Source organism: Pseudohongiella nitratireducens, from assembly GCF_001642735.1.
In the GTDB taxonomy this organism is placed as follows: domain Bacteria; phylum Pseudomonadota; class Gammaproteobacteria; order Pseudomonadales; family Pseudohongiellaceae; genus Pseudohongiella; species Pseudohongiella nitratireducens.
In genome coordinates this window covers 126,424-137,413 of record NZ_LWHM01000026.1, presented here as the reverse complement: position 1 = coordinate 137,413, position 10,990 = coordinate 126,424, and the positions used below count along the sequence as shown (strand labels likewise).

General features: G+C 50.8%; 7 protein-coding genes and 3 pseudogenes. 6 read left to right on the top strand and 4 right to left on the bottom strand.

The genetic code is table 11. The features are described 5' to 3' along the window. A pseudogene (locus PSCS_RS16125) lies at positions 1 to 817 on the bottom strand (transposase); the annotation flags it as partial. Between the two features lie 61 nt (positions 818 to 878). On the opposite strand from PSCS_RS16125, the pseudogene PSCS_RS09530 reads away from it, so the two are divergent. Beyond that, a pseudogene (locus tag PSCS_RS09530) lies at positions 879 to 1,837 on the top strand (IS3 family transposase); the annotation flags it as partial. A gap of 2 nt (positions 1,838 to 1,839) precedes the next feature. Here PSCS_RS09530 and PSCS_RS15605 read toward each other — a convergent pair. Beyond that, a pseudogene (locus tag PSCS_RS15605) lies at positions 1,840 to 2,624 on the bottom strand (transposase); the annotation flags it as partial. An 81-nt stretch (positions 2,625 to 2,705) separates the two neighbouring features. Between PSCS_RS15605 and PSCS_RS15600 the strand changes: the two are divergent. Both PSCS_RS15600 and PSCS_RS09515 read left to right on the top strand, forming a co-directional pair. Continuing rightward, positions 2,706 to 2,951, top strand: a complete 246-nt coding sequence (locus PSCS_RS15600; RefSeq protein WP_082866353.1) for a helix-turn-helix domain-containing protein — start codon at positions 2,706 to 2,708, stop codon at positions 2,949 to 2,951. 430 nt (positions 2,952 to 3,381) lie between these two features. Next, complete coding sequence (locus tag PSCS_RS09515; protein ID WP_068811872.1) at positions 3,382 to 3,864, top strand: dUTP diphosphatase; 483 nt, start codon at positions 3,382 to 3,384, stop codon at positions 3,862 to 3,864. A 78-nt stretch (positions 3,865 to 3,942) separates the two neighbouring features. On the opposite strand, the gene nfuA is transcribed toward PSCS_RS09515, so the two are convergent. Continuing rightward, complete coding sequence (gene nfuA / locus PSCS_RS09510) at positions 3,943 to 4,530, bottom strand: Fe-S biogenesis protein NfuA (protein WP_229694655.1); 588 nt, start codon at positions 4,528 to 4,530, stop codon at positions 3,943 to 3,945. Between the two features lie 162 nt (positions 4,531 to 4,692). On the opposite strand from nfuA, the gene metH reads away from it, so the two are divergent. Together metH and PSCS_RS09500 are read left to right on the top strand one after the other, a co-directional pair. Beyond that, positions 4,693 to 8,418: a methionine synthase gene (metH, locus tag PSCS_RS09505; protein ID WP_068811870.1), complete on the top strand. Its 3,726-nt coding sequence runs from the start codon at positions 4,693 to 4,695 to the stop codon at positions 8,416 to 8,418. Between the two features lie 185 nt (positions 8,419 to 8,603). Further along, the gene (locus PSCS_RS09500; protein WP_068811869.1) at positions 8,604 to 8,861 is read left to right on the top strand and encodes a DUF2970 domain-containing protein; all 258 of its coding nucleotides are present in this window, start codon (positions 8,604 to 8,606) and stop codon (positions 8,859 to 8,861) included. A 91-nt stretch (positions 8,862 to 8,952) separates the two neighbouring features. Here the strand turns inward: PSCS_RS09500 and PSCS_RS16270 are convergent, their stop codons facing one another. Then, on the bottom strand, positions 8,953 to 9,081 hold the full coding sequence (locus tag PSCS_RS16270) for a hypothetical protein (RefSeq protein ID WP_267890000.1): 129 nt from the start codon (positions 9,079 to 9,081) through the stop codon (positions 8,953 to 8,955). A gap of 226 nt (positions 9,082 to 9,307) precedes the next feature. Here PSCS_RS16270 and PSCS_RS09495 point away from each other — a divergent pair, with 226 nt between their 5' ends. Continuing rightward, positions 9,308 to 10,975 (top strand): nitrite/sulfite reductase, encoded by a 1,668-nt coding sequence (locus tag PSCS_RS09495; protein ID WP_068811868.1) that lies wholly within the window; start codon positions 9,308 to 9,310, stop codon positions 10,973 to 10,975. Positions 10,976 to 10,990: the final 15 nt, after the last annotated feature.

Genomic DNA, 10,990 nt, shown 5'->3' with positions numbered 1-10,990 from the left:
AACGAGGACTCCGATGCCACATATACGCCCTGGTCCATCAATGCCGGTACGATCTGCGTCGGTGCCAGGTCTACAAAGGCCGTCAGGTTGCACAAATTTACGATCTGCTCTTTTTCCTGGTCACTGAGCTTGTTCGTCGGCGCTGGCCTCATGGCTTCGGGGCGCTGATCGGCCTGAACCTGACCGTCCTGATACCAGCGTCGGTAGGTACGAAGGCCGATCTGCGCCTCAGCACAGGCCTTGTGCAGTCGCGCGCCGCTGCCTACTGCTTCGTGTATCAATTCTATAATAATCAGGCGCTCTGGCAGCGCGGTCAGTCGTCCGCGTCGTTGTTCTCCCAGAGCGCATCCAGCTTTTTTCGCAGCACCAGCAGCGCCGCGGTTTCTGCCAGTGCTTTCTCTTTACGGCGCAGCTCCTTCTCAAGCTTTTTGATCTGCTGCTTATCCGCCTTTGACTGCTGCTTGAGCGTTTTATCCTGCTGCTCGGCACTTTGGAACCCGGCCAGCGAAGCTTCTTTCCAGGCCTTTACCTGCTCGACGAACAGACCTTTCTGGCGACAATACTCATTAAGCTGAGCCTCGCTCATCGTGGCTGTTTCTATCACCGTGGCCAGCTTTGCTTCAGCTGACCACTGGTCTGTGTTATTTGGTTTGGGCCCCGGCACGGCGCGTCCTCTTAATCTGGCTTGCTTGCGCCAATTATAAAGGGTTGCTTCGCTGATGCCTTCAACTTTTGCCAGATCCGATACCGTCATGTTGTACGGCGGCAGTAACCGGCTCAAAACTGCTTCCTTACGCTCCTGTGAAAATCGCGCCACTCATATTCTCAATCCGCCCATCTGGTAAAAGTAGATGGTGTCAACTATCCTGCCAGAGCGGGAGTATGGCGGCATGGACACCTCAATGATGAAGAGAATGAAAGAGCTTGAGCAGGAAAATGCCAGACTCAAGCGGATGTATGCCGAGGAGAAGCTTAAAGCCGAGATCGTGACCGAGGCACTTGAAAAAAAGTGGTAAAGCCATCTCAGCGCAAGGAGATGGCGCAAAGGGCCGTTAGGGATAAAGGGATGAGCATACGCCTGGCCTGTCGAGCATTTGCTATCTCTGAGACTTGTTACCGTTATCAGGCCAAGCTCAGTGGCGATAATGCCTTAATTGCCGACTGGTTACTTAGATTGACGAGTACGAATCGACGCTGGGGCTTCGGGCTGTGCTTTCTGTATTTGCGTAACGTCAAAGGCTTTCAGTATAACCACAAACGTGTATATCGCCTCTACAGAGAGTTGGAACTGAACCTGCGAATCAGGCCAAAACGACGTCTGAAACGTGATAAGCCTGATCCACTGGCCGTGCCACGGCAGATCAATGAGGTCTGGTCGATTGATTTTATGCACGATGCATTAAGCAGTGGTACCACGTTCCGCACATTCAATGTGCTGGATGATTACAACCGCGAAGGGCTAGGTATTGAGGTCGACTTAAGCTTACCCTCTCAGCGTATTACCAGGGCACTTGATCAGATCATTGAGTGGCGTGGAAAACCAAAGGTGATACGCTGTGATAATGGCAGTGAGATGTGTAGCGGACAGTTTCAACACTGGGCAAGCAGGCGTGGCATCAGGTTGCTGTTTATCCAGCCAGGCAAGCCAACACAGAATGCCTATGTTGAACGGTTTAACCGCACAGTTCGTCACGAATGGTTGGACATGCACCTGTTCGAGTCGATCGCTCAAGCTCAAGAAACGGCGACACGATGGCTGTGGCGTTACAACAATGAACGGCCTAATATGGCATTGGGAGGAATCACCCCAAAACAGAAGCTGGCCTTGGCCGCTTGATGTCTACTCTCGAGTGCATTTAAAAATGGGGGGATTACACGTTCACTCGGCAGAGACAGATCAACATCAATACCCAAGCCTTCTCGATTGTAATCATCAATCACATTGAAGGTGCGAATACTGCGACCATCCATGAGCGTGTCGCTCATAAAGTCCATAGACCACACCTGGTTGGCCGTGGTTGGAACACTCAGCGCATCGGGTTTGTCACGCTTGATTCGTCGTCTGGGCTTGATTCTCAAGTTCAACTCCAGCTCACGGTAAATGCGGTACACACGCTTATGATTCCAGAGAAAGCCACGCACATTACGCAAATGTAGAAAGCACAGCCCGAAGCCCCAACGCTTGTTGGCGGTAGTGAGCCGCAGCAACCAATCTGCGATCACGGCATTCTCCGAGTTCAGTTTCGGCTCGTAGTGGTAGCACGACTCGCTGACGCTCACGCACAAACAAGCAAAACGGATGCTCACCTTGCGGCGTTTAACAATCTCCATAGCCACCTCACGGCGTTGAGATGGCTTCAGTACTTTCCCTCAATGACTTCCTGACGAATCTCGGCCTTGAGCTTCTCCTCGGCGTACATCTTTTTCAACCGCCGGTTTTCTTCCTCCAGTTCCTTCATCCGCTTCATCAGCGAGGCGTCCATACCGCCGAACTTGGCTCGCCACTTATAAAAAGCAGCGCTGCTCATGCCGTGCTCACGGCACAGCTCAGGGACCGGGACACCAGACTCGGCTTGTTTGAGGATTGCCAGTATCTGGTTATCTGTAAATCGTGACTTTCTCATAGAAAACTCCTTGTGCTAAGTTTATCGGAATTTTCTACTTATAACTGCTCCGGATTTTAGGGGGGATTACAGGAGAGGCATATGTACACGCTTGCATTATTATTAGGTAAAAGAATTAGGCAAAAGAGGAAGTCGCTGGGTATGTCCCAAGAGCGCTTGGCATTTGCATGCGGGCTTGATCGGAGTTATATGGGTAGGATTGAACGAGGAGAAGTAAATATTACTGTTGTTTCTTTATATCAAATTGCCAGTGCACTTAACTGCTCTTCTCAAGAACTTTTACCAAAATCTGCAACTGTCACGTTACACTTTTCACAAGACGATTAATATTGAGTTGCCATCAGGCACAGAAAACGTTGGGAGCTCTAATTAGAGTTTTCCAGCCCTTTGAGTTCCTACCCGAAACTGCCAGAATGACTCAGGTCAACTAAGGAGACTCCCACTCAAACCATGCTCGAGCTGATTTTGAGATAAGTTTTAGTAATTTTAATTGGTATATATACCAAACTAAAATTATCTTTATAATTGGCTTTTGTAGATATTAGTATATTTATTTTAGTTATATCTGCGAAATTCGTCACAATTATGTGGCGCGCCAAATTCATTGGCAAAACCCACACGTTCACGGTAAGCGTTCGGCAAGATCGTCCAATAACACATGTATGGACATTCGCGGGAATTTATTGCTGAAAATAGTTATTTTGTATGGACATGATAGAAACATGCTTAGAGCCTTATCTCATATAGCAGCGCAGCTATGTCCATACCATACCATCTCGCACTTGTCTGGCATTTTTTGCTGTCGGAAATTCTGCTTCGTCACGATGGGGATATCGAAGCCAGCCTGAATTACATTGCCAACAACCTCGAACAAGGTGAAAGCCAGCCGCTTGGCATCGACGGACAGCAGATTCAACTAAAGGAACAGCAACTGCTAACCAAACTGGAACTGCTGACAGCTACCGCCGCCTTGCGTCGTATTGACCTGGTGTTGTTTGCTGAATTGCTGCGCGATTGCCAGATGTCGTGGGAAGTACTGTTCCGGCAATATGTTGGCAAAAACGTGCTGAACTTTTTCCGCCAGGATCATGGCTACAAAGAAGGTACCTACATCAAGGTCTGGGCCGATGGCCGCGAAGATAACGAACACCTGGTAGAAATCATGCAGGCTGTTGACGCAAAGGCGGACAATGTCGCCGATCTGTTCTACCAGGGCTTAAGTGAGCGTTACCCCGGATAATGTCCGGACTGGCCACCGTTGCCAGCCAAGCGCAGGACATAGGTTTCATCCTGCGCTGCGCACGCTTTCTTTAATCACTTACTTGAAATACGCGTTTTCGCGGTTGCTATGGTCAGTGGCATCGCGGACACCGCTTAACTCGGGAATCTGCTCCATCAGGGTTTTCTCAACACCTTCTTTCAACGTTACATCCACCATACCGCAACCCTGGCAACCGCCACCGAAGCGCAACACTGCTACGCTGTCCTCAACGATATCCTCCAGTGTGACAACACCGCCATGTGAGGCCAGAGAAGGATTAATTTCGTTATAGAGAACGTAGTTGACACGATCTTCAATCGGGCTGTCATCTCGAATTTTGGGCAGCCGTGAGTTAGGTGCCTTGATCGTCAGTTGACCACCCATTTTATCCTGCGCATAGTCCACTACCGCTTCTTCAAGAAACGGTACGCTGCGCTGCTCTACCCAGGCATCAAAACCTTCGAAAGGCTCTTTCAGGTCATCTTCCTGATTTTCACCGGGGCGACAAAATGAGATACAGGTTTCAGCTTTAGGCGTACCCGGATCCAGTACAAAGACCCGAATACCAATGCCATCGGTGTCCTGCTTTTTCAGCAATTCATGCAAATACGATTGTGCTGATTCAGTAATGGTTATCATTTCAATAAACTTCCTCTTGCAATAACTGAGTATTTTACTCGGTTATTCATCAAGACGAAAGCCGGGGTGTTGTTGTCTTTAGCGCAAGCAGTCGCATTCTGGTAGAATTGCGCGCCTGCAAAGCGAGCCCCGAGCGCTCATACAGCCATTAATTAGCGGAAATACAGCATGAAACAGCACCCTGCCCGGCAGACTCTGATCGAACAGTTACAACAGCGCATCCTGATTCTGGATGGCGCGATGGGCACCATGATTCAGGCAGAGAAGCTGAAAGAGGCGGATTTTCGCGGCGAGCGCTTCAAGGACCACCCCAGTGACCTGACAGGCAATAACGACCTGTTAACGTTGACACGTCCTGATGTGGTGCGAAAAATCCACCTCGCCTACCTTCATGCTGGCGCTGACATCATCGAGGCGAATACGTTTAACGCCACCGCCGTTTCACAATCGGATTACGGGCTTGAATCGATAGTCTATGAACTGAACTATGAAGCCGCCAAACTGGCTCGCGCCTGCTGCGAGGAAGTGACACAACAGACGCCAGACAAGCCCCGCTTCTGCGCTGGTATCGTCGGACCGACCAGTCGCACGGCCTCACTCTCGCCTGATGTGAACGACCCAGGCTATCGCAATACTGACTTTGATGCCCTGGTAGCCGACTATGAAGTGGCTGCCAAAGGCCTGATCGAAGGCGGTGTGGACCTGATTCTGCTGGAAACCATTTTCGACACGCTGAACGCCAAAGCCGCGATTTATGCAGTTCAGAATGTACAGGAAGCGCTGGGCATTGATGTCCCCATGATGATCTCCGGCACCATTACCGATGCCAGTGGCCGGACCCTGTCTGGACAGACAGTGGAAGCCTTCTGGAATGCGGTCTCGCATGCCAAACCCATTTCCATCGGTTTTAACTGTGCGCTAGGAGCCGACCAGTTAAGACCACATATCCAGGAAATTTCCGGCCTGGCCAACACCTATGTATCAGCCCACCCCAACGCCGGCTTGCCAAATGCCTTTGGTGAATACGACCAAAGTGCCGCTGAAATGGCTGAGATAGTCGACGAATTCGCCGCCAGTGGCTTTGTTAACATCATTGGCGGCTGCTGTGGCACCACGCCTCAACACATCAGCGCCATTGCCGAAGCAGTGAGCAAATATGCGCCTCGCAAGATACCCGAGATTGCTCCCAAATGCCGTCTATCGGGTCTGGAAGCGTTCAACATTGACCGTAGCAGCCTGTTCGTCAATGTCGGTGAGCGCACCAATATCACCGGTTCGCGCAAATTTGCCCGCCTGATCCGGGATGAAAGCTACGATGAAGCCCTGGATGTGGCGCTGCAACAGGTAGAAAACGGCGCCCAGATTATCGATATCAACATGGACGAAGGCATGCTCGACTCCCGTGCCGCCATGGAGAAGTTTTTGCGCTTAATTGCCGGTGAACCCGATATCAGTCGCGTACCCGTGATGCTGGACTCCTCCAAATGGGAGGTGATCGAAACCGGCCTGAAAAACATTCAGGGCAAAGGCATTGTCAACTCCATCAGCCTGAAAGAAGGTGAAGCGGAATTCCTGGAGAAAGCCCGCTTGTGTCAGCGCTATGGCGCCGCTGTTGTGGTCATGGCTTTCGATGAAACCGGACAGGCAGACACGCTGGAGAAAAAACAGGCAATCTGTAAACGCAGCTATGATCTTCTGGTTGAGAAGCTGGACTTCCTGCCACAGGACATCATATTCGACCCCAATATTTTCGCTATCGCCACCGGCATCGAAGAACACAATAACTACGCAGTCGATTTCATTGAAAGCTGCCGTTACATTAAAGAGAACCTGCCGCACGCACTGATTTCCGGTGGTGTCAGTAACGTATCGTTCTCTTTCCGTGGTAACGACACTGTCCGTGAAGCCATCCACTCAGTGTTTCTGTATTACGCGATCCAGGCCGGCCTGAATATGGGTATCGTCAATGCCGGACAGCTGACGGTATATGATGAAATTCCGGCCGAGCTGAAAGAGCGGGTTGAGGACATCGTGCTTAACCGTCGCGAAGACGGCACTGACCGACTCATGGAAATTGCCCCCAAGTACAGCCACAGCGGTGCACAAGAGTCAAAAGAAGACCTGACCTGGCGCGAAGCATCCGTGTCAGAACGGATTTCTCATGCCCTGGTCAAAGGCATCACTCGCTACATCGAAGATGACACCGAGGAAGCCCGCCAGCAGTTTGATAAACCCCTACAGGTTATCGAAGGCCCTCTGATGGATGGTATGAACATTGTGGGCGACCTGTTCGGTAGCGGCAAAATGTTCCTGCCCCAGGTGGTCAAAAGCGCCCGCGTCATGAAACAGGCTGTAGCTTATCTGTTGCCTTACATCGAAGCCGAAAAAGCCGCTAGCGGTGAAGCGGCACAATCCAAAGGCAAGGTGCTGATGGCGACTGTAAAAGGCGACGTGCATGACATCGGCAAAAACATCGTCGGCGTTGTACTGGGCTGTAATAACTACGACATCATTGATCTTGGCGTGATGGTTCCTGCTGACAAGATTTTGCAGGAGGCCAGGAAACATAACGTGGACATTATCGGTTTGAGCGGCCTGATTACACCGTCCCTGGATGAAATGGTACACGTGGCCCAGGAAATGCAACGCCTGGACTTCAAAGTACCACTCCTGATTGGTGGGGCGACAACTTCCAAAGCGCACACCGCCGTGAAGATTGAACCGAATTACAAAAACAACGCCACCGTTTATGTGCCAGATGCCTCACGCAGTGTCACTGTGGTGAGCCAGTTGCTGGGCAAGGAAACACACGACAACTATGCACAGAAAGTCAGAGAAGAATACGAGACAGTTCGTGCACGCACTGGCAAACGTGATCAGCGTAGCAAGTTGCTGACACTGGAGGATGCCAAAGCAAATGCTCCGGAACTGAACTGGCAGGATGCTATTACCAGACCTGCTTTCACCGGTGCCAAGGTGATTGAGGACCAGCCACTGGAAGCACTGCTGCCTTACATCGACTGGACGCCATTCTTCATCACCTGGAGTTTGTCCGGCAAGTATCCAGCCATTCTCAAAGATGAGGTTGTTGGTCAGGCAGCAAGAGACCTGTTCGAAGATGCTCAGCGCATGCTCAAGGACATCATCGACAACAAACGCCTAAAAGCCCAGGGTGTATTCGGTTTCTGGCCGGCACAACGTACGGCTACAGATGATGTCAGCATCTACAAAGACAGCCTCAGTGATTCACCACTGCACACCTTTAATTTCCTGCGACAGCAAGCGGGTAAAGCCGACAACGTGCCCAATCTGTCGCTGGCCGACTTTATCGCCACACCGGACAACCTGGCTTCAGAAAATGCAGAAGCCGATTACCTGGGTGCCTTCGCGGTGACCGCCGGCATCGGTGCGCAGGCGCTGGCAGACAAGTACCAACAGGAAAACAACGACTACAATGCTCTGATGGTCAAAGCACTGGCTGACCGCCTGGCAGAAGCGTTTGCTGAGTACCTGCACGAACGTGTGCGTAAAGAACACTGGGGCTACGCCACATCTGAAACACTGGATAACGATGCATTGATCAAAGAACGCTACCGCGGCATTCGCCCTGCCCCCGGTTATCCGGCCTGCCCTGAGCATTCAGATAAAACCGCCATTTTCGAATTGCTCGGTATCGGCGATAGTATCGACGGGAGCATTGATATGCAGTTGACCGAAAGCTTTGCCATGTTACCGGCAGCCAGTGTCAGCGGTTTCTATTTTGCGCACCCGGAATCACGGTATTTTTCAGTGGGCAAGATTAATGATGACCAGGTCAGTGATTTTGCAGCGCGGCGCCAGATCACAATAGCCGAAGCCGAGAAATTGCTAAGGCCCAACCTCGTCGATAATTGATACCTGCGACCACTGCCCTTCGCCTGTGGCATTTTGCCGCGGGCGATGATGCACCGAAAGGTAGCCTTATTTGCTATAATCAAACTGTCAGTGAACCTTAAAGCCCAGGGCTTTAGTCGCCAGGCTTACTCACCAGCAATTGTCACCGGTTGTTATCACAGCAGTATTCATCAGAGGTAATTACGATGAGCAATACAACGCACGAGATCGATTCCAGCAAAAGTGAGAACAATAATTCTCAACCAGAAGAGAAAGGTAAAAAAGTCAGCTTTTTACAAACGATGGGGAGCGTGGTCGCTGCCAGCTTCGGGGTGCAGAGCAAAAAGAACAAGCAAAGAGATTTCCAGAACGGTTCTTTTGCCAGCTTTGTCGTCGGCGCTTTGATATTTACTGTTTTATTTGTCGCCGTATTGCTGCTAGTGGTGAATCTGGTACTTAACTGAAAAACACTTGAAACAAATCAGGCGCGTCTCGAATTGCTGTTAACAGCACTCAAAGCGCGCCTGAATTCTGTGTGCTTGTGCCTGGCTGGAATCAGCTGGCGACGAAGTGAACCAGCATACCTACAGCAATAACAACCAGCGCTAACATAGCGATAGCGTCGACCTGACTGTTGGCTTCCAGTTCAGCTTCTGTGTAACTGTTATTTGTTTGATCAGACATGCGAGGATTCCTCTGAAGACGTCATTTGGACGGCGACGGATTCTACGCGATTCTGTACAATAATCAAGAATAACCGCGCGAATAAAGATACGCTTAACAGAGAAAGTGTCGGGTTATCTCACCCCGTCATAGCGATATGACAAACCGCCATATTCCATATTGTGGTAATCCAGAGCAGTTTTTATTACAATACGATCCCATTTTTCCAGCAGCTTAGCTATTCACTATGTATCGATACGATAACTACGATCACCAAATGCTGGCTGATCGAGTCGCACAGTTCCGGGACCAAACACAGCGCTATCTGGCCGGTAAATTGAGCGAGGGCGAGTTCCTCCCCTTGCGCCTGCAAAATGGCCTTTATGTTCAGCGCCTGGCCCCCATGCTTCGCATTGCCGTGCCTTATGGCATGTTATCTTCGCGACAGATGCGAAAACTGGCATTTATCGCCGATCACTACGATAAAGGTTATTCGCACCTTACCACCCGTCAGAACGTCCAGTTCAACTGGCCGGAACTGGGTGAAGTGCCCGACATTCTTGCCCACCTGGCAGAAGTGGAAATGCATGCCATCCAGACCAGTGGCAACTGCATACGCAACACCACCACAGATCAGTACGCCGGAGTATCGGCAGATGAGCTGGATGATGCACGTCCGTATTGCGAACTGATTCGTCAGTGGTCAACATTCCACCCTGAGTTCGCCTACCTGCCCCGCAAATTCAAAATAGCGGTTTGCGGCACTCGTCGCGACCAGGCGGCCACTCAGGTTCACGACATTGGTATCTATATTGTCAAAAACGATGCCGGCGAACTGGGTTTTCGTATTCTTGTTGGCGGTGGCCTGGGCAGAACGCCTGTCATTGGCAGTGAAATTTGTGAATTCCTGCCCAAGAAGCACCTGCTGACTTACCTTGACGCCATTTTGCGCGTTTATAACCGCGAAGGTCGTCGGGACAACAAATTTAAAGCTCGTATCAAGATCCTGGTACGTGAAACCGGCATCGACACTTTCCGCGAAAAAGTCGAAAAAGAGTGGCAGGTTCTCAAGGACGGTCCGCTGACCCTGACGGATGATGAAATTGATCGCATGCGCGGTTTTTTCCATGACCCGGATTACCGTGATCTGCCAGCACAGAGCGAAGCCTTGCAGAGCGCCTTGAGCAAGGACGTCATGTTTTCAGCCTGGTATGAACAGAACGTAGCCGCACACAAACGATCCGGCTACGCCATTGTCACCATCTGTGTGAAGCAGACAGGTTCCCCTCCCGGTGACCTGGACACAGCACAGATGAACTTTGTCGCGGATCTGGCAGATGAATACAGTTTTGGTGAAATGCGCATAACGCACAACCAGAACCTGGTACTGGCCGATGTCGAGCAGGACCGCCTGTTTGAACTGTGGCAGGCACTGAAAACATTTGACCTGCAAGCCGATAACCTGGGCTTGCTCAGCGATATCATCTGCTGCCCAGGCGGCGACTTCTGCGCCCTGGCCAATGCCAAGTCAATCCCGATTGCTGAGGCGATTCAGCGTCGCTTTACCCATGCGGAATTACGGGAAATAGGCGAAATTTCACTGAATATCTCCGGCTGTATGAATGCCTGTGGCCACCACCATGTTGGCAATATTGGTATTCTGGGTGTCGACAAAAAAGGCGAAGAGTTCTATCAGGTCACACTGGGCGGCTCAGCCAGCAATCACACAGCGCTGGGTAAAGTGGTCGGCCGTGCCTTTTCCCAGGAAGAAATTCCTGAGGTTGTAGAGAAAATCGTTACGGTCTACAAACGTCATCGCGAATCAGGCGAGAACTTTCTGTCGACTTATGAACGTATCGGCATGGACCCATTCAAAACCGAGCTCTACGGCGAAAAACCCGCCGTCAGACACTGATTTAGCAGGAAGTTA

Bases quoted from the DNA above. Each gene is read 5' to 3' on its own strand.
- metH (WP_068811870.1), top strand. From the start codon at position 4,693: ATGAAACAGCACCCTGCCCGGCAGACTCTGATCGAACAGTTACAACAG.
- PSCS_RS09500 (WP_068811869.1), top strand. From the start codon at position 8,604: ATGAGCAATACAACGCACGAGATCGATTCCAGCAAAAGTGAGAACAAT.
- PSCS_RS16270 (WP_267890000.1), bottom strand. From the start codon at position 9,081: ATGTCTGATCAAACAAATAACAGTTACACAGAAGCTGAACTGGAAGCC.
- PSCS_RS15600 (WP_082866353.1), top strand. From the start codon at position 2,706: ATGTACACGCTTGCATTATTATTAGGTAAAAGAATTAGGCAAAAGAGG.
- PSCS_RS09515 (WP_068811872.1), top strand. From the start codon at position 3,382: ATGTCCATACCATACCATCTCGCACTTGTCTGGCATTTTTTGCTGTCG.
- PSCS_RS09495 (WP_068811868.1), top strand. From the start codon at position 9,308: ATGTATCGATACGATAACTACGATCACCAAATGCTGGCTGATCGAGTC.